We start from the raw sequence: 20,060 nt of genomic DNA, 5'->3' as shown, positions 1-20,060 counted from the left end.
ATAATTTGTAATGTTAAAAGTTACAAGCTGTTAGCGGAGGCTGCTCGATAATTTTGCAGCCGGCTACGGCTTTGCGCCGCTTCATCGCTGAGGAAATTTACCAGTTCGGTTAATGCCTGCGGCACCACCGCCCGTTCAGGATAGACCAAATAATAGGCTGCGCCGCTGACCACGCTGAGCGGGAACGGCGTGACGATACGCCGCGCCTGGATATCCTCCTCCAGCAGACACAGGTCGCCGATGGCGATGCCAAAGCCTTGCAGCGCGGCGCTCATCGCCAGATCCAGCGTATCGAAATGCTGCGCCTTGCCAGATGGCAACGCCTCCTGCCCCACCGCCTTCAACCACAGTAACCAGTCGCGTCGATCGCGCGTGGGGTGCAGCAGGGTTTTATCCGCCAAATCGGCCGGCGTGGGTGGACGTGACAAGTCGGGCAGGTAAGACGGCGTGCAGATCGGCGTAAGAATTTCATCGAACAGGTGATGCACCCGCAATTTTTTGCCCTGTGGCTGACCGAATACCACCGCGGCATCAAAATGTTCGGCGCCAAAATCCAGCCCGTGCAATACCGAGGCGGTTAGCTCAATATGCATTTCCGGCCGTTCATTTTGCAGCCGGATAATGCGCGGCAGCACCCAACGCATGGCGCAGGTCGGGCACTTGATGCGCAGAGTGCCCGGTTGCGCCCCAACCCGAGCCAGTGCCTCGTCCAGTTGCCCCAGCGCCTGCTGTACCGGCACCAGCAACATCGCGCCCTGCGGGGTGAGCGTCAGGCCGCGTGCCCGCCGGCTGAACAACGGGTAACCCAGTTGCTGTTCCAGCCCGAGGATCTGCCGACTGACGGCGCCCTGCGTCAGATGCAGACTCTGGGCGGCATGGGTGAAATTAAGCCGCTGGGCCACCACCACAAAGGTTTTCAACACGTCGAGCGAAGGTAAGGATAACGACATAGTTAGCTCCTTTAGATGCCAGAAAATGGTCGGGACGAATATATGCGTCCCCTACGGCGATCCCGCATGGTAGGGGCGCTGCATGCTGCGCCCGTGGCGATGAGCAGAAGATAACAGCCATGATCTCTGTGCATGGCGAGTATGACAAACTTTCCCTTGTTGGCCTACCCTCCGTGATGCTTAATCAAGCGATATCTCCCCCATTCCCCTGGAGCTACTCATGCAGAGCGCCTGCTCACACCGCTCGAAGTTGCCGGACGTCGGCACCACTATTTTCACCGTTATCGGCCAGCTTAGCGCCGAACATCAGGCGTTGAACCTGTCGCAGGGCGCACCGAACTTCGCCTGTGAACCGCAGTTGGTTGAAGCGGTGGCGCAAGCCATGCGCAACGGTCATAACCAGTACGCACCGATGAGCGGCGTGGCGGCATTACGCACTGCACTGGCGGATAAAGTTGAACGTTTGTATGGCGCACGCTATGACGCCGACGAAGAAATCACGGTGATTGCCAGTGCCAGTGAAGGATTGTATTCCGCCATCAGCGCGCTGGTGCATCCGGGCGATGAGGTGATTTATTTTGAGCCGGCGTTCGACAGCTATGCGCCGATTGTACGTCTGCAAGGCGCTACGCCGGTCGCCATCAAACTGTCGCTGCAGGATCTGCATATTGACTGGGACGAAGTCGCCGCCGCCATCAACAGCAAAACGCGGATGATCATCGTTAACAGTCCGCACAACCCGACCGGCAGCGTGTTTGGCGAGCATGACATCGAACGACTGACCGCCCTGACGCGCAACACCGATATCGTCATCCTGTCCGACGAGGTTTATGAACACGTGGTGTTCGATGACGATATCCACCACAGCATGGCGCGCCACCCACTGCTGGCCGAACGCAGCGTGATTGTGTCGTCATTTGGCAAAACCTATCACGTGACCGGCTGGCGTGTCGGTTACTGCATGGCGCCGGCAGCGTTGATGGACGAGATCCGCAAGGTGCATCAGTTTATGGTGTTCTCCGCCGATACGCCGATGCAGTACGCCTTCGCCGAGGCGCTGGGCAATCCGCAAAGTTATCTGGGTCTGGCAGACTTCTATCAACAAAAGCGTGATTTACTGGCGAGCGCGCTGCAGGATTCGCGCTTTGAATTACTGCCCAGCCGTGGCAGTTTCTTTATGCTGGCCCGCTTTAGCGGTTTCAGTAACGAAAGCGACAACGATTTTGCGGTGCGCCTGATCCGCGAAGCCAAAGTTGCGACGATCCCGCTGTCGGCGTTTTACAGCGACGGCACCAACACCGGCATCATTCGACTGAGTTTTGCAAAAGACAATGAGACCCTGCTGGAGGGCGCACGCCGTCTGTGTCAGGTATAAGAAATTTATTTTTGCTTTGACCATGGGAAAAGGGCTCCAACTATGAAATCACTGAAAACGTTGATCGCCGCAGGCTGCCTGCTGGCCGCCGGTTCCACGCTGGCGGCGGAAAACACCCTGCGCTTCGGGCTGGAAGCGCTGTACCCACCGTTCGAATCCAAATCGGCCAGCGGCAAGCTGGAAGGTTTTGATATCGATCTGGGCAACGCGGTGTGTGCCGCCGCCCAGTTAAAATGCAGTTGGGTCGAGACCTCGTTCGACAGCCTGATCCCGGCGCTGAAGGCGCGCAAGTTCGACGCCATCAATTCGGCGATGAACGTCACCGACCAGCGTCGTCAGGCAATAGACTTTACCGATTCAATCTATCAGGTACCAAATCGCCTGATCGCCAAGGCCGACAGCGGTTTGTTGCCAAACGCCACCTCGCTGGCGGGCAAGCATGTCGGCGTGCTGCAAGGCTCGATTCAGGAAACCTACGCCAAGGCCCACTGGGCGCCGCAGGGTGTGGACGTGGTGTCCTATCAGGATCAGAACCAGGCTTATCTTGACCTAACCGCCGGGCGGCTCGACGCAACGCTGGTCATGGCACCGTCAGGCCAAAGCGGTTTCCTGGCGCACCCGGACGGTAAGGGTTTCGCCTTTGTCGGTGATGCGGTCAGCGACGACAAAATCCTCGGTGAGGGCATTGCCTTCGGCCTGCGTAAGGGTGATGACGCGCTGAAGAAAAAGCTGAATGAGGCGATCGTCAAAGTGAAGCAGCAAGGCACCGTGAGCGAGCTGGCGAAGAAGTATTTTGGCGATATTGACGTGACGGTGAAGTAAGAAACCAGCTTCAAAAAAGAGCTGAGTGGTTAACTCAGCTCTTGAAGTACATGCAGCACACCTTTGGGTGGGAGCAAACCGGACGGCACCACCCGTATCCAGTCGGGACCAATGGAAATCGTTTGTGATTCACCACCCGCCTTGTACTACTCCGACACACCTGTCATCGCCATTGACTATAAAACAGACTGAGCGGTTTGTAATCAAACAAAACACCGGGTACACTGAAAAAAGGATGACAAGTATGTGCGACACAGCTCTCTTTTAGAGCCGATAATAGAAGAACCAGGCCACCAACCTGGTTCTTTTTTTATGCCCGCTTACCGGTCAAACACCGAGCTGTTCAAAGCGCGATCCTGCTGATGGCGTTCCAGCGCCAGCTCAATCAGCCGAGTGATCAATTGGCTATAGCTGACACCGCTGGCGGCCCACAGTTTGGGATACATGCTGATATTGGTAAAGCCCGGCAGCGTGTTGATTTCGTTGATCACCACGTTGTTGTCCGGCGTCAGAAATACATCGACGCGCGCCAGCCCGAAACACTCCAGCGCCCGAAAGGCTTTTAGCGCCACGTCGCGGATTTTATCGCTCACCTCCGGTTCTATCGCCGCCGGCACTATCACCTGAGCACCCTGCTCATTGATGTATTTGGTGTCGTAAGAGTAGAAGGCGTCACTCAGCACGATTTCGCCGCACAGGCTGGCCTGAGGTTCGTCGTTGCCCAATACCGCGCATTCAATCTCACGACCGACAATCGCCGACTCCACCAGCACCTTATGATCGAAGCTGAACGCCAGCGCCACCGCAGCCTCAAAACCGGCGCGGTCCTGTACCTTGCTGACTCCCACCGAAGAGCCCTGGTTGGCCGGTTTAACAAACAGCGGCAGCCCCAGACGTTCGCTAAGCTGCTCAAAATCGAATTTGGCGCGATTGCTGCGGGTCAGCGTCACAAACGGCGCTATCGCCAGCCCGGCATCACGCAGCAGGCGTTTGGTCACGTCTTTATCCATGCTGACCGCCGAACCCAACACGCCGGCACCGACGAACGGCAGATTAGCCATTCGCAACAGCCCCTGCAGCGAACCGTCCTCACCCAATGTGCCGTGTACGATCGGGAATATTACATCCAACTGGCCCAGTGCGCCCTGGCTGCCCGACTCGATCAGCTGCTGTTTCTCCTGACCGGGGATCAGCGCCACATTTTTATTTGAGCGGTTCAGCGCGATCAGCGCCGGGTTTTCCGCATTCAGCAGGTAATTGGACGCATCGTTAATGTGCCATTGCCCCTGCTTGTCGATCCCCAGCAGCGTGACGTCAAACTTCTCTTTGTCGATTGCATCCACAATGTTTTTTGCCGACTGAAGCGAAACTTCATGCTCCGCCGATTTACCGCCAAAGATCACCCCAACACGTAATTTGCTCACGCCCTAAATCCTTCTGAAAAATCAGTGCAAAAAAGTCGTTTATCACAATAAACGCATTGCCGGGCGGCGACAATCATTGTGACCAAGAATATTCCCATGCCACAGAAAGCAAAATTTGCAGCATCCAAACCATATACACTCCGTATATAAATCACTAATGGAACAGACGATGGGCATTGTGAAAATTTCTGACGCGCTGCATGACGATCTGCGCCTCGCCAGCCTGACGATGACGCGTTCGATCAACGCGCAGGCGGAATACTGGATCAAGATTGGCATGTTGGCGGAGTTCCATCCGGAACTGACCTATCCCCAACTGGTAAAAAAAATGATGAAAGATAACGCGCTGACGTTGAAGGAGATTGTCGGGTGAAAGAGATTGTGATCAAAACGCCGGAACAGATTGCCAAAATGCGCCACTCTGGCGCCCTACTGGCGCAGGTGTTTGCTATGCTCGATCAGGTGATTGTCGAGGGCATCTCCACCATGGAGATCAACGACCGCGCCGAGGCCTTTATTGTCAATGAGCTGAAATCGCGCCCGGCCAGCAAAGGGCAGTACGATTTCCCTTATGTGCTCAATACCTCAATTGACGACGTTATCTGCCACGGCATTCCGTCGGTCAGCAAAATCTTGCGTTCCGGCATGATTGTTAACGTCGATATTACGCTGGAAAACGACGGCTACATTGCCGACTCCAGCAAGATGTACTGCATCGGCCAGACCACGCCGGTCGCCAAGCGCCTGGTGAACAACGTGTATGAGTCGTTGTGGCAAGGCATCCGGGCAGTAAAACCGGGGGCGACGCTGGGTGATATCGGCCATGCAATTCAGCAGCACGCCGAACAGGCCGGCTACAGTATTGTGCGTGAGTACTGCGGTCACGGTATCGGCCGGGATATGCACGAAGAGCCGGCGGTGCTGCACTTTGGCCAACCGGGAACCGGTATGGTGTTGCAGGAAGGCATGGTGTTTACCATCGAACCGATGATTAACCAGGGCGACCACCGGATTAAACAGAAGAAAGACGGTTGGACGGTGGTAACGCGCGACAAGAAACTTTCGGCCCAATGGGAACACACCGTGGCAGTCACCGCCGACGGCGTGGAGATCCTGACGCTGCGGGACGAAGAACGCCAGGCCGGTTTTGCAGAGCGTTACTAAGCCACCAGGCTAGCAACCTAATAAGTTAGTAATTCAATTCATACCCTATAGCTTTCAAGTTGTAGCTAGGCGGCCAACTCGCTCATCCCCAGGCGCTTACTCGAGTAAGTAACTGGGGTGAGCGAGTGCAGATAACAACGCTGCAGCTTGAAAGATGACGGGTATATTCGAAGGGAGATCGGCATGACGCAGTCCAACCAGGCATTCCTCAATCAGTTGAAAAGCATCGTCGGCGGCCCGCAGTTGCTGACCGGCGAACGCAGCACCGAACGCTACCGCAAAGGCTTCCGCTCCGGCGCTGGCCAGGCACTGGCGGTGGTGTTTCCGACCAGCCTGTTGCAGCTCTGGCAACTGCTGGAGGCCTGCGTCGCTGCTGACAAAATTGTCATCATGCAGGCGGCCAACACCGGCCTGACCGAAGGCTCAACCCCCAGCGGCAACGACTATGACCGCGATGTCGTCATTATCAGCACCCTGCGACTCAACCACGTGCAGGTGCTGGATAACGGTAAACAGGTGGTCGGTTTCCCCGGCAGCACCCTCAATCAGCTGGAAAAATTGCTCAAACCTTATGGCCGCGAGCCGCATTCGGTAATCGGTTCCTCCTGTATCGGTGCGTCGGTGATCGGTGGCGTGTGTAATAACTCCGGCGGTTCGCTGGTCAAGCGCGGCCCGGCCTACACCGAGATGGCACTGTACGCCCAGTTGGGGGAAGACGGCCAACTGCGGCTGGTAAACCATTTGGGGATTAACCTCGGCGATACACCGGAGGAGATCCTCACTCGCTTAGAGAAAGGCGACTACCGGCCGGAGGATGTCGAGCACGGCGAACTGCGTGCTTCCGATAACGAATATGCCAGCCGGGTGCGCGACGTCGATGCCGATACGCCTTCCCGGTTTAATGCCGACAAGCGCCGCCTGTACGAGGCCTCCGGCTGTGCCGGCAAGCTGGCGGTGTTTGCGGTACGGTTGGACACCTTCGAGAAAGAAGGCAAGGAACAGGTATTTTATATCGGTACCAACGATACCGCCGTGTTGACCGAACTGCGCCGCCATATGCTGAGCCAGTTCGACAACCTGCCGGTGGCCGGAGAGTATATGCACCGGGATATTTTTGATATTGCCGAAGTGTACGGCAAAGATACCTTTATGATGATCGACAAGCTCGGCACCGACCAGATGCCAAGCTTCTTCACCCTGAAAGGCCGTATGGATGCCAGCCTTAACAAGCTGCCATTACTGCCGCACAACCTGACCGACCGGCTGATGCAAGGCCTGAGCCATCTGGCCCCCAGCCACCTGCCGAAACGGATGAAAGACTACCGCGAACGCTTTGAACATCACCTGCTACTGAAAATGGCCGGTCCGGGCGTTGAAGAAGCGCAGCAGTACCTGAAACAGTACTTTGCCCAGGCCGACGGCGAGTTTTTCACCTGCACCCCGGACGAGGGCAAGAAAGCCTTCCTGCACCGCTTTGCCGCCGCCGGTGCCGCCGTGCGTTACCATGCGGTGCATGCCGACAAGGTAGAAGATATTCTGGCGTTGGATATCGCGTTGCGCCGTAACGACACCGACTGGTTCGAAACCCTGCCGCCGGAAATCGACAGCCAACTGGTGCACAAGCTGTATTACGGCCACTTTATGTGCCACGTATTCCATCAGGATTATGTGGTGAAAAAAGGCGTCGACAGCCACGCATTGAAAGAGAAAATGCTGGCGATCCTCGACCAGCGCGGCGCAGAGTACCCGGCGGAACATAACGTCGGCCACCTGTACCCGGCCAAGCCCGACCTGCAGGCGTTCTACCGCAGCGCCGACCCGACCAACAGCTTTAATCCGGGCCTGGGTAAAACCAGCAAGCGGAAAAACTGGGCCGACAATTAACTTCGTCAGGCCTAAAAAGCAAAAGCCCCCCACGCCAGAGCGGCGTGAGGGGCAATATCAAAACAGAGTTTAGAATAACCAGGAACCATACCCCCACAGCAATACCGTTACCCCCAGCAGCAGCTCAAGCAGCAAGATGCCGATGGCAAAGGTAGAGCTGGAGAAGATAAACCCTTCTTTACTGTCGATATTCAGGAAGTGCGGGATACCCAGATTCAGCAGATAGCCCGAATAGCACAGGCCAATCACGCCGACAAACAGGCACAGCCACACGACGGGATACAGTGCCACGATACCGCTGAGGAACATAGGGGTAGCGATATAGCCGGCAAACACCATGCAGCGATGCAGACTCGGACGCACTTCATAACGCCGTGCCATCCAGTGGATCACTTTCCCCATGATCGCCACACCCGCCAACATCAGCAGGTAGAAAGCCACCGCGGTATAAGATGCGGTGAACATATCGAGCCGGATAGCCTGTCCTTCGCCGGAGAGCCAGCCCAGTTGGGTGGTACCGATAAAGGCGCAGACAACCGGAATCAACGCCAGCAGCAGTACATGATGGGTGTAAAGGTGCGAGACGCTTTCATTCTCGCTTTTGATCTGTTCGAACTCGGTGCTTGGATGCGCCAGAAGTCCCCAAACATGACTAACCATGAGACACCTCCTCCATCGCCGTAGGTCGCGCTCGGCGAACGAATTTACCCCTCTGACGGATTGCTACCCGTACGAGGATTGCGGCCACGGGGCTCTCTCCCCTGTACTAATTATAGTCTTTCGCTGAAAAAACGTTCGGAAAGCACAGACGTGGCGACGGTTTGTCTTATAATTCCTCCCTGCGTCACTGCCGTGAGGAATGTCATGTCATCCGCCATTCGTGTTCTTCAGGCCGGTATTGTCGATGTCGATGCCGGTCAAAATGTCACCCTGGTCCAGCCCTGCAATCTGTATGGCTGCCGACTCGGCGATGGGGTGTTCGTCGGGCCATTTGTCGAGATCCAAAAAAACGTCAGCATTGGCGCCCGCAGCAAAATTCAGTCACACAGTTTTATCTGTGAATATGTCACTATTGGCGCGGACTGCTTTATCGGCCACAACGTCACCTTTGCCAACGATCTGTTTAAAGATGGCGCGCCCAATGCCGATGCCGCCAGTTGGGGCCGCACGCAAATTGGCGATGGTGTTTCCATCGGCTCCGGTGCCACGGTGCTGGCGGTGGAAATCTGCAGCGGTGCGGTGATCGGTGCCGGTTCAGTGGTCACCAAAAACATCACCCGTAAAGGGATCTATGCCGGTAACCCGGCGCGTTTGCTGAGGGAGCTTGCACCATGAGCCAGGCGATCCAAATTGCCCCGGTCAGCCGTTTACCCGACGGCTACCTGACCAGTTGCGACTTTAGCTTTCACATCGCCCACTACGCCCAGCCGGTTTTTGATGCGCCGGTCGACAGTTGGCCATTGCTGCCGGTTACCCCCTTTCGCAAGAACTACCCGCTGGCCCCGTTCGTCAACGATGAAAGCGACACATTTCTGGCCCGTCATCGCGGCGAGCCGGTCGGCCATATCACGCTGAGCAATAACTGGAACGGCTATGCGCTGATTGAAGAAATCGTGGTCAGCGCCCACGTGCGCCGCCTGGGGGTTGCCAGCGCATTACTGGAAACCGCCCGACACTGGGCGCAACGTCACGAAACCGCCGGGCTGATGCTGGAAACGCAAAACACCAATCTGCCCGCCTGCCACTGTTATCAACACTTTGGTTTTATCCTTGGCGGCATCGACCACCTGCTGTATCGCGCCCAACCGGACATCGCCGATCACGAAATCGCCCTGTTCTGGTACCTGCCGTTCAACAGTGAAATCGGTTATTAAGTGTTAACCGAACGTTGAGGCTATGTTTAAGCATTGCCCCTCCAGGCGATAGTGAGAGCTGTTATCATTTTCGCCATCACGTGCCAAAACCATCGGAGGGGAAAATGTACAAGGTTGTTTCATTGATATTGGCTATTGCGCTCAGCGGCTGTGCAGATAAAATTCCCGTTGGGCAAACGCCTGAAGCCATTATTACCCCACCCGCAGATCTCAAGGCCAGCATGGATAACCAGACGTTAAACAAACTCAATCAGCTTCTCGCCCTGCGTGCCGCCGCGCCGACAGAGCAGCAGCAGGATAGCGGCCAGATGATCGATCTGCTGTCCCGGCCCTTCCTCGGTACGCCTTATGTGGCCAACATGCTGATTGGCTCGCAGAATACGCCGGAAAAACTGGTGATCGACTTCCGTGGTTTGGACTGTTTTACCTATATCGATTACGTCGATGCCCTGCGCCAGGCGAGCAGCCAGGCAGATTTTGTCCAGCGGCTGACGCATATCCGTTATGCCAGTGGCGAAATCAGCTTCCTGCAACGCAAGCATTTCTTTAGCGATTGGTCACACCAGGCCAAAACCAACGTCACGGATATCACCGCCACACTCAGCCCGCATACCGTAACGCTGGTGAAAAACCTGAACCAAAAGTCAGACGGCAGCAGCTATCTGCCGGGGCTGAAAAACGTTCAGCGCAGTATCACCTACCTGCCCAGCGATTTTATTGACGACAAGGTACTGGCCCAGTTGCACACCGGCGATTACATCGGCATTTATACCCATTTGGCCGGGCTGGACGTCACCCATACCGGCATCTATATCATGACCGAAAACGGCCCGGTACTGCGTAACGCCTCTTCACGCAAAGAAAATATGCAGGTGGTGGACTCGCCCTTTATGGATTACGTGCTGGCCACGCCGGGCATCGTGGTATTTCGCGCCAAATAATAAGGGTGCGCTAAAACTTCCTGTTATTAGTTAGAAGCCTTTGTGCTGAGCAGGTGTTTGACTTCCCCACGGGTTCAGGCTTAGCTAGCAGCACAAAACCAACTGATTTCATTGTTTTTTTCAGGGAGAAGTCGATGTCCAAAAACTGGCGTTATACCCCACTGCTGGCGGCGTTCGCCGCCGTACTGGCGCTACAAGGCTGCGACCAAAAAACCGATCAGAATCATATCAAGGTCGGGGTCATCAATGGTGCAGAGCAAGACGTGGCGGAGGTGGCCAAACAGGTGGCCAAAGAGAAGTACGGTCTGGAGGTTGAACTGGTCGGTTTCAGCGGTTCGCTGCTGCCCAACGACGCTACCGATAAAGGCGAACTGGACGCCAACGTCTTCCAGCACCGGCCGTTCCTCGAACAGCAGAATAAAGATCACGGCTACAAGCTGGTGGCCGTGGGCAATACCTTCGTATTCCCGATGGCCGGCTATTCGAAAAAAATCAAATCACTGAAAGAACTGCAGGACGGTGCGGTGATTGCCATCCCGCTGGATCCCACCAACCTCGGCCGCGCACTGCTGCTGCTGGAGAAAACCGGCCTGATCACGCTGAAACCGGGCAAAGGGCTGCTGCCAACCTCGCTGGATATCAGCGCCAACCCGCATAACTACAAGATTATGGAACTGGAGGGCGCACAGCTGCCGCAGGTGCTCGATGACCCTAAAGTCACCATCGCCGTCATCAGCACCACTTACATCAACCAGACCGGTCTGACGCCAACCAAAGACGGCATCTTTATCGAAGACAAGAATTCGCCGTACACCAATATCATCGTGACGCGTGAAGACAACAAGGATGCGCCGAACGTGCAAAACTTCATCAAGGCCTACGAGTCGGATGAAGTCGCCAAGGCCGCCGAGAAAATCTTTAATGGCGGCGCGGTAAAAGGCTGGTAACTCAGCAGGTTGTTTGCGAGCTCTTGCGTAGGAGCTCGCATTTTTAATCTTCTCCTCCCATAGACTCCTACCAATACCTTTCTCCGGCCTGGCAACAGACTCATTATTACCATTCAGTTCGGTCAGATAGTTTTTTCGTAACAAGGAGAGTTTACATGCCCATCAATTTTGCCCCTAAGGTCGGGGAAATACTCGAATGCAACTATGGGAATTATCCTGCACCTATTGTCCCTACGCATCTGCCTCATTTTTATAATGGCCGCATTCCACCAGAAATGGTGAAGAATCGACTTATCGTCGTACTCAATGGCAAAATCAATGGTAACGCCTGTATCGTTGTACCTCTGTCGACCACCAAAGATATAAACAAACTTAATCTGGGTATGCATATTGAGATCGCCGATGCAGTCATTGAAGATATGAGGTTCTTTCACCCACAAACGCGTTGGGCCAAGGGCGATTTGGTGCAACAGGTGAGCCGCCAACGCCTGAGCAGGCCGCGTAAACAACGCGGATTTCTCGTTCAATGTTTACACCGTGACCTGGTTGCCGAGATACAACGAACGGTAATCAAATCAATTAATGCGCGAACCCTGCTGCCGATATAACACCCAATGTGTTGACAAAACAAACAAATCGGGCAACACTGCTGCCGTAGCCGAAAAAGGCCCTATGCTATACCTTCCCTTTAAGGGATCCGCAAAGCCCAGCCATAGCGCTGGGCTTTTGCCATTCAGAACTTCCGCCGAAAATATCCCCCCCCTATTGACCCTCACGCCACGTCAGGCTTTAGTATTCCTGCACGCACAAGGGAGGAGTACACCATATGTTATTGAAAGTTGGCGAACTGGCCCGCCGTTCCGGCATCACCGTCAGGACGCTGCATTATTACGACAGCATTGGTTTGCTGGTTCCTTCTGCGCGTTCCGATGCCGGCTATCGCTTATATAATCGGGCTGATATTAGCCGCTTGCACCATATTCAGGCGCTGCGCCGAATGGGGATCCCGCTGGCGGAAGTCGGGGCAATTCTGGCACGTTCGGGGATGACGCTAACGACGGTGATTGAGCAGCAAATTGCCATGCTGGAGCAGCAACTGGCCCAGACAGCCGCACTGCGCGATCGTTTACAACAGATGCATGCACAACTCACCGCCGGAGATGAGCCGGAAGTGAACGACTGGCTGACGACATTGGAGTTAATGACCATGTACGACAAATATTTTACCGCAGACGAACTGGCGCAATTGCCTTTCTATCAGGCCGATCCCATGCGCAATCAGGAATGGGGCGATCTGGTCGCTAGCATGCGCCAGTTGATCGAAAGCGGCGTCACGCCGCAAGCACTGGAGGCGCAGACTCTGGCCCGGCGCTGGATGCAGATGCTGGAACGTGATACCGCAGGCAACCCGGCGTTTCTCACCCGGCTTAACGCCATGCATGCCGACGAACCCTCCATGCGCGAACAAACCGGCATCACTCCGGCGATGACCGACTACGTGACCCGGGCCTTTGCCGAAACCAAGTTATCAATTTATCAAAAATACCTGTCGGAGGATGAATACGCCCATGTGCGCCAACACTATTTTACCCGCTTGCAGGAATGGCCGGCGCTGATCGCCCGGTTCCATCAGGCGCTGAATGACGGCGTAGCGCCTGAGTCAGGGCAGGCGAAACAGCTGGCGGCGCAATGGCTTGAGCTGTTCCAGTCCTATGCCGGTACCGATCCTGCAACCCAGATGAAAATTCGCCAGGCGATGGAACGGGAACCCACGCTGACCGAGGGCACCTGGCTGACCCCGCCACTGTTAAGCTATCTGCAGCAGGCGGTGGCGCAGTTGATGCGCGGTGCATGACAAACCCAGATGGCAAGACCATAGGTTTTTCTTATATTCAGCATAAGAAAGCCCAATTTACCTTGTCGGCGGGCGCGGCGCATAATGCGCTTATTTTCTGATTTTCAAGGTAAACAGGAACCGTTATGACCCTTTCCGCCCCGTTAATGCTCACCGATGCCACGGCAGACGACATGGCCGTCGTGCAACAGATTTACACCCATCATGTGTTGTACGGCGCGGCGTCGTTTGAAGAAACGCCACCGACGTTGGAAGAAATGCAGCAGCGTCTCAGCAAGGTACAGGAAGCGGGTTTACCCTGGCTGGTCGCCAAGCAAGCCGATCTCGTGGTGGGCTATTGCTATGCCACGCCTTATCGGCCGCGCCCAGCCTACCGGTTTACTGTGGAAAACTCCGTCTATATCGCCGAGGGTCAGCAAGGGAAAGGTATCGGTAAAGCGTTGTTGTCCGCACTGATCGCACGCTGCGAACTTGGCCCTTGGCGTCAAATGCTGGCTACCGTTGGCAATGCCAAAGAGAATCAGGGTTCGCTGGCCTTGCATAAGAAACTGGGGTTTAGCAGCGTAGGCACGCTCAAGGCGGTGGGTTTTAAATTGGGCGAGTGGCGCGACACCCACATAATGCAACGCACCCTGGGCGAAGGTAGTGATGGGCTGCCGCACAATGGATAAACCGGGTGCAGAAGATGCACCCGGTGAAATTATCAGGCTTTTAAACGGCCACGAATGGCACCGAGAGCCGAAACCACCAGCAGCACCACGCCGCCGGCAATCAGACCAAACACCACGTTGAGCAAAGCAGGAATAACCCCTTGCAGGATCTGGCCGAAGGTCGGCACCACGGTGGCATAGGACGCCCAGTCCTCAAACAGATGATGTACCGGCGGCAGCCCGTGGGTCAGAATACCGCCACCGACCATAAACATGGCGATGGTGCCAACCACTGACAGGGTCTTCATCAGGTAAGGCGCGGCGCTGACGATGCCGCTGCCGACAGAACGGGCTAACGCGCTGCTTTTACGGCTCAGATACAGCCCCAGATCGTCGAGTTTGACGATGCCGGCCACAATGCCGTAAACCCCTACAGTCATTACAATGGCGATGCCGCACAGCACGATCACCTGCTGGCTGAAGCTCGCTCCCGCCACGGTGCCCAGCGTAATGGCAATAATCTCGGCGGACAGCACGAAGTCGGTGCGGATAGCGCCCTTCACCTTACGTTGCTCATAGGCCGCCACATCTTCGTTGGCGTCCAGCGCCTCTTTCTTCTCTTCCCCAGCCTGCTTTTTGTGGGTCAGGCTGTGAAACACTTTCTCAAAGCCTTCGTAGCACAGGTAGGCGCCGCCCACCATCAACAGCGGCGTAATTGCCCAGGGGGCGAATGCACTGATCAGCAATGCCAGCGGCACCAGGATCGCCTTGTTGATAAACGACCCTTTGGCCACGCTCCACACCACCGGCAGCTCGCGATCGGCCTTTACCCCAGACACCTGTTGCGCATTGAGCGCCAGATCGTCCCCCAGTACCCCGGCGGTTTTTTTCGCCGCCATTTTGGTCATCAGCGAGACATCGTCCAGCAGCGAGGCGATATCGTCGATTAAAGTCAGTAAGCTACTTCCGGCCAAAGCGGTTCATCCTTTTCATATTCACGGGTCTGGGTCTGTTTGCAGAGCCCCATTCTACGACATTAACGATTGTCGATTTCCAAATGAATATTTTAGCGGAGAATCGCCGATTGCGGGTAGCGGCAGACGGATAAGAAGAAGGGCTGGGTTATCGACCTTATCGTTTTGGCCAATTAACCCAGCTCAGGTTTAGAACCGATAACGCATACCCAGGGTGAATTCGTTAGACACCAGGCGAGCTTTCATTTGCTCATCCTTCAGCCCACGAGCATTGGCGAAATCGTTATAGCCGCTCTCAATTTTCCCCATATCGACGTAGCGATAACCCAGGTCGATGTTAATGCGCTCAATCGGCGTATAGCTAACCCCTGCGCCTATGGCATAGGTCAGGTTGCTTTGCGTGCTTGAAGCATATTCACGCGCCGGGTTGCCCTGCCAGCCACCCGCCTTGATTTTACTGACGCCAAGCCCGGCAGTGCCATAAAGTGAAATATTATAGCCCAGCGCATAGTCGCGATAGACATTGAACATCAGCCGTTGAACGTCGGTTTGCATATGGTTAAAACTGCCGGCGAAAGTCGTAGATCCGCTGGTGTATTCCGTTTTCTGTTTGAAGGTATATTCGCCTTCTGTCCGCCAGCCATTGCCGAACTGATAGCCTGCGGCAATCGCCGCGCCTCCCAGATGTTCTTTCTCCTTACCGCTGACAAACTGCCCAACTGCCGGGCGGCTGCTGGTGTTCATTTCTTTGGCGCGTTGTTCAATTTGCAGATATTTCGCCGAGCCGTAATAGCCCGCCAGAAAATCGTCCGCCATCACGCTGCCGGCCGTCAGGATCAGCGGCACCGCCAATAAAACAGGTTTAATGTTCATAGGTTTCTCGTCGAAGAAGGGTCGCTAAAAAATCAGCCGGCGCTCAGGCTACTCTGGTTGTTTTTCAATGCCTCAAGCGCGCATTGCTGGTCAAGATCGCCACCCGGCGCGCCACCGACGCCGATAGCGCCAATGGTCGCGTCGCCGACCTTCACCGGTACGCCGCCCGCCAGTAACAAGAACCCTGGAATGTCACTCAGGTTGGCCGCCCCGGCGTTGGCCTGGGCAGTCTTCATCACGTTTTCCGTGGGGTTTTTGGTGCTAACGGCGGTAAACGCCTTCATGCGGCTGGCTTCCACCGTATGTGGACCGGCGTTATCCATTTTTTTGATGACGAGGGGAATACCGGCGCGATCAACCAAGGTAACGGCGACGTTATAATTTTTCGCGCTACAGGCCTGAATGGTGCTCTGCGCCAATTTATCGGCCAGTTCGAGGGAAAGGTTTTTTTCGGTCAGAACACCGCTGGCCATGCTGGTGAACGACGCCATGCTACTGAGTAAAATGACGTTTGAAATGATACGTTTCATACTGATGTGCTCCTTGCTTATCCCTTGTGGATATCAGGGATAGTAAAAGGCGCAGCAACAGCAAACTATTGGCTTGATTACCTATTTTACTAGGTGTTTATACCTAGTATTCCTGCAGCCCCTCATTGCAGAGGTGAAAACGGCCTCACGTTTTTTTCAATAACGCCAACTCACCATACTCACTCATCAGTTTGGGTAGTGAATTGACGTCCAGTTTGGCAAAAATATTGGCACGATGCGCCTCGACGGTGCGTGGGGACAGCGAAAAAGTCCGGGCAATCTCCTTGCTTGAACTCCCCTGCATGATCTGCTCAAAAATTTCATTCTCGCGTGCGGTCAAGGTAGCGAGACGGCCCTGCATCAGCCGTAATTTCATTTGCCGATCCTGCAATTTCTCCTGCAATTCCAATGCACTTCCGACTGCTTCAAACAATAAATCGGCGTCGATGGGTTTGGTCAGAAATTCGAAGGCGCCATTTTTGAAGGCCCGGCGGCATAAATCAATGTTGGCATGACCGGTCATGATGATCACCGGGATAACCAGCCCCTGTCGTTGCCATTCATCGAGCAGCGTCAGCCCGGTTTTACCCGGCATTCGGATATCCAGCAGCATGCAGCCGGTTAAGCCATGCAATTCACCGACGCTTTGTTGAAAAGCCAGCGCACTGTTATAGGTTTTGATCTGCCAACCGACGGTACCCAACAGGGCGCTGAGCGAAGAGAGAATGGCCGGTTCGTCATCAATAAGATAAATAGTTTGGTTCATCCTTGCTCCTGAGATTGTATCGGCAGCCAGAGTCTGAAACAGGCCCCCCGCCCAACGATATTCGATACCTCAATGGTGCCGTTGAGACGCTGGATCAGCGTGTCCGTCAGGGCCATGCCCAGTCCAATACCGTTGGCGCGCGTAGTGAAAAACGGCATGAAGACATACTGCAAGGCTTGTTCCGTCAACCCTGGGCCACCGTCGGTGAAGGTCAGTGAAATACCCTCATTGGTGGCGGAGGCCTCCAGGTTTATCCAGGCCGTACCGGTCGCGTTGTCATGTTGCGCCTGAATCGCGTTACTGGCGATGTTATGCAGGATCTGTTCTATCCATAACGGCGGGGCAAACAACGGAGGCAAACTGTCCGGGATACGGTTGCTGACCTTGACCTTTTCGCCTCTGATTTCATGGTCCAGCAGCGTCATCACGCGGGCCCAGAGCGCCCCTAAGGCGACAGGCTGATACTCGACCCGTTCGCTGGTCAGCCTCTGGCGAAACTGCTGCAATAACGCATCGGTGCGCTTAATCTGCACCACGGCGGCTTCAAGCAGTTGCGGTAACTGCTCGGTGTTTTGTTGCCGTAGCAACAGCAGAGCGGTTTGGTTATAGCTTAAAATCGCGGTGAGGGGTTGGTTTAGCTCATGGACGATACCGGCGGTCAGTTCCCCCAGAGTATTGAGCCTGGTGAGTTCGGCATAATGGGCACGCAAATCGGCAATATCACGCCGGCGGCGGTTGGCACGATATTGGTTGATCAGATACAACACCAGTCCCCAAAAAATCGCGGGGGAAAGGATTACGGGCCAGGGCAGCGCAGCCCAATTTGGGTTGTCACCGGCGCCGAGCACAAAAGGCTGCGACGAGCTGGCAATCGCCTTGTCCCACTGCCAATAGTAGGCTGTCTCCGCCATGCCCTGTTCAAATAACGTGCGGCCTTCCCAGCGCAGCACCAGGTGCCGGAACTCGCTTTCCCCTACCAGGCCGCTCATCAATTTGTTCAGGTCGATCAGTAACGATTGCTTACCGGCATTAAGCCAGTAACGCCCGTGCTGCTCAACCACGATAGTCCGCCGCGGCGCGATGCCGGGATGCGAGCGCCAGTGAATAATTTGCGGAAAGACTCTCTGAACCTCCCGGCTATATTGGCTGGCCGGTAATAATGGGATAATGGCATCATGCTGCGACAGTTTCACCGTCACATCGCGATAAAGAATGCGAAAATCAGCGCTTTTTTCCTCGTATTGCTGCTGTAAAAAATAAGCAGCCAAACCGCCGCTGGAGAGCAGTGTCAGCAATAACCACCCCATTATCTTGAACATAGCCAATCCGTCCCCCGTACCAATCCTATGAACGCTTAATAACACAAAAGAGTTCGCGCGGGTATCGCCGTCCCCCGAGGATCAACATCATTCCTCGTTGCGCAGAACACGACCGCAGGTCCAAATTCGGACCCCGTTTTTGATGAAACAGCGACCCGTTGCTGCTTCAATATCCATCATTCCCCCGCAGACTTGCCCTGCTGCGACCAAACCTGCAGGGAAAATTGACTCAGCCCAAAAGAGGATGACTTATGTTCTGTAAAACAACGATCCGAACACTGGCCCTGATCATTGGCTTGTTGAGCGTTATTGCCACCGCGGCGATGGGATTTGGTTCCGCCGTCGAAACCTATGGCTGGGCGTTCAACCAAGGATACAACCCGGTTCACCTTGAACATTGCCCGATGATTGCCGGCACGGCACTGCTGTTGGCCACTTTCGCGTTCACCCTGTTCAATAGCCGAAGAATGCAATGATCGCGTGGCGAAAACAAAAAAGGTGGGCTATAGATAAACCACCCTAATGAACCAGAATTCAAGGATGTATGATGATAAAAAGAATAGTTTTAATCACTGTCTCGACATTGTTATTTTCATGCCATGTTTTTGCTCAGGACAATGTTATTCCCGGAGTTGAAAAACAATTCATTAATGTCGTGAACAGTGCAGCGACCAAAGCGAACACAACGCATAATAATGTGTATCGCGCTAATACAAAATTAGCTCGTGATAATTCAATCTGCCAAACGCTGAACGGCCAACCCATTAAACAGTGGGTCGGTCAGGTGGAAAGCAGCCAAATTAATGGCCATGAAGATGATTTCATACGGATAAAACTCGCCGACCACATAACCGTTCAATCGGCCAAAATACCGACATCATCAGGTAAGCTGGAGAATACGCTACCGCAAAACATTGCAGCCGAAAAACTTAAAATAGGTGACAAAGTGACCTTTTCCGGAAAATTTGCCCCGGGAACCAATGCCTGCATCTGGGAAACCAGCGTCACTTTGGATGGCGGCTTGTTTAACCCTAACTTTGCCTTCAAGTTCGACAATATTTCCGCAGTGCCATAAACACCAAAAATATGCCTCGGGTTAATATTGATTTAATTTTAAAATTAATAATAAACCCCGAGGCTTTTATCCTGATCAAACCACATCCCCTGCCGGTACATTAAGCTGCCAGGACAAACCGAATCGATCGTTTAGCCAACCGAAGCGTGCGCTGAAGCCATAATCATCAATCGGCATCAGCACCTTGCCGCCTTCTGCCAGACGGGTGAAAACCCGGTCAAGTTCGGCTTCATTGGCCAGATTAACAAACAGGGATATTGCCGGGGTGAAGCTGAAATCATGGCTGATTGGGCTATCGGTAAATACCAGACTCTGCCGATCAAAGTCGATGAACGCCTGCCTGATCCGCAGTGGCCCATCATTACTGTCATCATAATGTTGCACCTGCTGAACCTTGAAACCGGCGAACAACTCACTATAAAGATCAATAGCCTGTTGGGCATGGGCATTACCCTGGAACATGACAAAAGTGGAAACCTTGCTCATGGGATGCTGTCCTCACGACGATAGAGTATTCATTAATGATAGCGGATGGATTAGCACCGCGGCTCTACCCAAGGTAATTGGAGATGTTGCTGACGGCAAGGACAAGGCGGCTTTAGGGAGAGACGCGGCCTGCAGAAAAACTCCGCAGGCC

General features: G+C 54.5%; 23 protein-coding genes. 14 read left to right on the top strand and 9 right to left on the bottom strand.

Going from position 1 to position 20,060, the window contains the following annotated elements; translation table 11 throughout:
- Positions 1-20 precede the first annotated feature (20 nt).
- Positions 21-950: a LysR substrate-binding domain-containing protein gene (locus tag ACSOSI_RS07130; RefSeq protein WP_476706769.1), complete on the bottom strand. Its 930-nt coding sequence runs from the start codon at positions 948-950 to the stop codon at positions 21-23.
- A 220-nt stretch (positions 951-1,170) separates the two neighbouring features.
- Here ACSOSI_RS07130 and ACSOSI_RS07125 point away from each other — a divergent pair, with 220 nt between their 5' ends.
- Complete coding sequence (locus ACSOSI_RS07125; RefSeq protein ID WP_476706768.1) at positions 1,171-2,325, top strand: methionine aminotransferase; 1,155 nt, start codon at positions 1,171-1,173, stop codon at positions 2,323-2,325.
- A 42-nt stretch (positions 2,326-2,367) separates the two neighbouring features.
- The gene (locus tag ACSOSI_RS07120) at positions 2,368-3,147 is read left to right on the top strand and encodes an ABC transporter substrate-binding protein (protein WP_012005802.1); all 780 of its coding nucleotides are present in this window, start codon (positions 2,368-2,370) and stop codon (positions 3,145-3,147) included.
- 320 nt (positions 3,148-3,467) lie between these two features.
- Here the strand turns inward: ACSOSI_RS07120 and ddlA are convergent, their stop codons facing one another.
- Positions 3,468-4,571: a D-alanine--D-alanine ligase gene (gene ddlA, locus ACSOSI_RS07115; RefSeq protein WP_261098927.1), complete on the bottom strand. Its 1,104-nt coding sequence runs from the start codon at positions 4,569-4,571 to the stop codon at positions 3,468-3,470.
- Between the two features lie 169 nt (positions 4,572-4,740).
- Here ddlA and ACSOSI_RS07110 point away from each other — a divergent pair, with 169 nt between their 5' ends.
- From ACSOSI_RS07110 to dld, 3 genes are all read left to right on the top strand, one after another.
- The gene (locus tag ACSOSI_RS07110; RefSeq protein ID WP_006324220.1) at positions 4,741-4,944 is read left to right on the top strand and encodes a ParD-like family protein; all 204 of its coding nucleotides are present in this window, start codon (positions 4,741-4,743) and stop codon (positions 4,942-4,944) included.
- Positions 4,941-5,735 (top strand): type I methionyl aminopeptidase, encoded by a 795-nt coding sequence (gene map, locus ACSOSI_RS07105; protein ID WP_012005799.1) that lies wholly within the window; start codon positions 4,941-4,943, stop codon positions 5,733-5,735. The genes ACSOSI_RS07110 and map overlap by 4 nt, the downstream gene beginning before the upstream one ends.
- Positions 5,736-5,918: 183 nt before the next feature.
- Positions 5,919-7,619 (top strand): D-lactate dehydrogenase, encoded by a 1,701-nt coding sequence (gene dld, locus ACSOSI_RS07100; protein WP_476706767.1) that lies wholly within the window; start codon positions 5,919-5,921, stop codon positions 7,617-7,619.
- Between the two features lie 69 nt (positions 7,620-7,688).
- Here dld and ACSOSI_RS07095 read toward each other — a convergent pair whose 3' ends face one another.
- Positions 7,689-8,279, bottom strand: coding sequence for a Yip1 family protein (locus ACSOSI_RS07095; RefSeq protein ID WP_012005797.1), 591 nt, complete (start codon positions 8,277-8,279; stop codon positions 7,689-7,691).
- Between the two features lie 204 nt (positions 8,280-8,483).
- Between ACSOSI_RS07095 and ACSOSI_RS07090 the strand changes: the two genes are divergently transcribed.
- From ACSOSI_RS07090 to ACSOSI_RS07060, 7 genes are all read left to right on the top strand, one after another.
- Positions 8,484-8,954 (top strand): acyltransferase, encoded by a 471-nt coding sequence (locus tag ACSOSI_RS07090; protein ID WP_476706766.1) that lies wholly within the window; start codon positions 8,484-8,486, stop codon positions 8,952-8,954.
- Positions 8,951-9,493 (top strand): GNAT family N-acetyltransferase, encoded by a 543-nt coding sequence (locus tag ACSOSI_RS07085; protein ID WP_012005795.1) that lies wholly within the window; start codon positions 8,951-8,953, stop codon positions 9,491-9,493. The genes ACSOSI_RS07090 and ACSOSI_RS07085 overlap by 4 nt, the downstream gene beginning before the upstream one ends.
- Positions 9,494-9,597: 104 nt before the next feature.
- Positions 9,598-10,434, top strand: a complete 837-nt coding sequence (locus tag ACSOSI_RS07080) for a DUF1460 domain-containing protein (RefSeq protein WP_129939821.1) — start codon at positions 9,598-9,600, stop codon at positions 10,432-10,434.
- Positions 10,435-10,568: 134 nt separating this feature from the next.
- Positions 10,569-11,381, top strand: a complete 813-nt coding sequence (locus tag ACSOSI_RS07075) for a MetQ/NlpA family lipoprotein (protein WP_012005793.1) — start codon at positions 10,569-10,571, stop codon at positions 11,379-11,381.
- 155 nt (positions 11,382-11,536) lie between these two features.
- Complete coding sequence (locus ACSOSI_RS07070; RefSeq protein WP_476706765.1) at positions 11,537-11,989, top strand: type II toxin-antitoxin system PemK/MazF family toxin; 453 nt, start codon at positions 11,537-11,539, stop codon at positions 11,987-11,989.
- A 218-nt stretch (positions 11,990-12,207) separates the two neighbouring features.
- Positions 12,208-13,236 carry a MerR family transcriptional regulator gene (locus ACSOSI_RS07065; protein ID WP_476706764.1) on the top strand — a complete coding sequence of 343 codons (1,029 nt, stop codon included), beginning with the start codon at positions 12,208-12,210 and terminating at the stop codon, positions 13,234-13,236.
- Between the two features lie 125 nt (positions 13,237-13,361).
- Positions 13,362-13,907 (top strand): N-acetyltransferase family protein, encoded by a 546-nt coding sequence (locus ACSOSI_RS07060; RefSeq protein WP_476706763.1) that lies wholly within the window; start codon positions 13,362-13,364, stop codon positions 13,905-13,907.
- 32 nt (positions 13,908-13,939) lie between these two features.
- On the opposite strand, the gene ACSOSI_RS07055 is transcribed toward ACSOSI_RS07060, so the two are convergent.
- From ACSOSI_RS07055 to ACSOSI_RS07035, 5 genes are all read right to left on the bottom strand, one after another.
- Complete coding sequence (locus ACSOSI_RS07055; protein WP_476706762.1) at positions 13,940-14,860, bottom strand: DUF808 domain-containing protein; 921 nt, start codon at positions 14,858-14,860, stop codon at positions 13,940-13,942.
- A gap of 189 nt (positions 14,861-15,049) precedes the next feature.
- The gene (locus tag ACSOSI_RS07050) at positions 15,050-15,733 is read right to left on the bottom strand and encodes an outer membrane protein (protein ID WP_476706761.1); all 684 of its coding nucleotides are present in this window, start codon (positions 15,731-15,733) and stop codon (positions 15,050-15,052) included.
- A 32-nt stretch (positions 15,734-15,765) separates the two neighbouring features.
- On the bottom strand, positions 15,766-16,263 hold the full coding sequence (locus tag ACSOSI_RS07045) for a GlcG/HbpS family heme-binding protein (RefSeq protein WP_218215687.1): 498 nt from the start codon (positions 16,261-16,263) through the stop codon (positions 15,766-15,768).
- Between the two features lie 145 nt (positions 16,264-16,408).
- Positions 16,409-17,029, bottom strand: a complete 621-nt coding sequence (locus ACSOSI_RS07040; RefSeq protein WP_476706760.1) for a response regulator transcription factor — start codon at positions 17,027-17,029, stop codon at positions 16,409-16,411.
- Entirely contained in the window at positions 17,026-18,348 is a 1,323-nt protein-coding gene (locus ACSOSI_RS07035; protein WP_476706759.1) for a sensor histidine kinase, read from the bottom strand. Before ACSOSI_RS07035 ends, ACSOSI_RS07040 begins: the two co-directional genes overlap by 4 nt.
- A 251-nt stretch (positions 18,349-18,599) precedes the next feature.
- Between ACSOSI_RS07035 and ACSOSI_RS07030 the strand changes: the two genes are divergently transcribed.
- A complete protein-coding gene (locus tag ACSOSI_RS07030; protein WP_017892022.1) occupies positions 18,600-18,824 on the top strand; it encodes a hypothetical protein in 225 nt (74 codons plus the stop codon).
- Positions 18,825-18,892: 68 nt separating this feature from the next.
- Complete coding sequence (locus ACSOSI_RS07025) at positions 18,893-19,423, top strand: sugar kinase (protein ID WP_261130584.1); 531 nt, start codon at positions 18,893-18,895, stop codon at positions 19,421-19,423.
- Between the two features lie 75 nt (positions 19,424-19,498).
- Here ACSOSI_RS07025 and ACSOSI_RS07020 read toward each other — a convergent pair whose 3' ends face one another.
- Entirely contained in the window at positions 19,499-19,909 is a 411-nt protein-coding gene (locus ACSOSI_RS07020) for a VOC family protein (RefSeq protein ID WP_012005787.1), read from the bottom strand.
- Positions 19,910-20,060: the final 151 nt, after the last annotated feature.

This window comes from Serratia sp. AR11 (assembly GCF_056376275.1).
Note: the sequence above shows the minus strand (reverse complement) of the source record. Positions and strands in the feature narration are given on the sequence as shown.